Below are 351 nucleotides of genomic sequence, written 5' to 3'. Positions count from 1 at the left end.
GCCGCAAAGGTATGAGCACACCCGGCAAACACGTCAAAGGAATCCCCGGCAGCAATGGGCTGCACAGGCGCTTGCCAAAGGGTCAGCTCTGCAGCCCCGCCCTCTGTCAGCTTGTGCACTTTGATTTTGACGCGGGCACCTTTGTTTGCCCCGGTGTTCCAGTAGAGCTGCCCCCATGAAAACCGGTCAGCTGGAAAACCACTCAAGCCCGCACAGGTAAACACCCGGTCTTTCACCGCTGTTACACTGCCCGCCCCGTTGTTCTCCGGTGCCTGCAGGTCCACACCACAGCGGCTATCCCCCAACTCAGCATCGCAGCCATACTGATAGGTGCGCCCGGTGTTCTGGTTA

Annotated in this window: 1 protein-coding gene; it reads right to left on the bottom strand. The window is 59.5% G+C overall.

The window, feature by feature from the left end; genetic code table 11:
• On the bottom strand, positions 1–351 hold a 351-nt coding region (locus tag PsWM33_RS27220; RefSeq protein WP_193778473.1), incomplete at both ends, for a phage BR0599 family protein.

It is taken from the genome of Pseudovibrio sp. WM33 (genome assembly GCF_001623165.1).
In the GTDB taxonomy this organism is placed as follows: Bacteria; Pseudomonadota; Alphaproteobacteria; order Rhizobiales; family Stappiaceae; genus Pseudovibrio.
The sequence above is the reverse complement of the archived record's forward strand: the minus strand, read 5'-3'. Positions and strand labels throughout refer to the sequence as shown.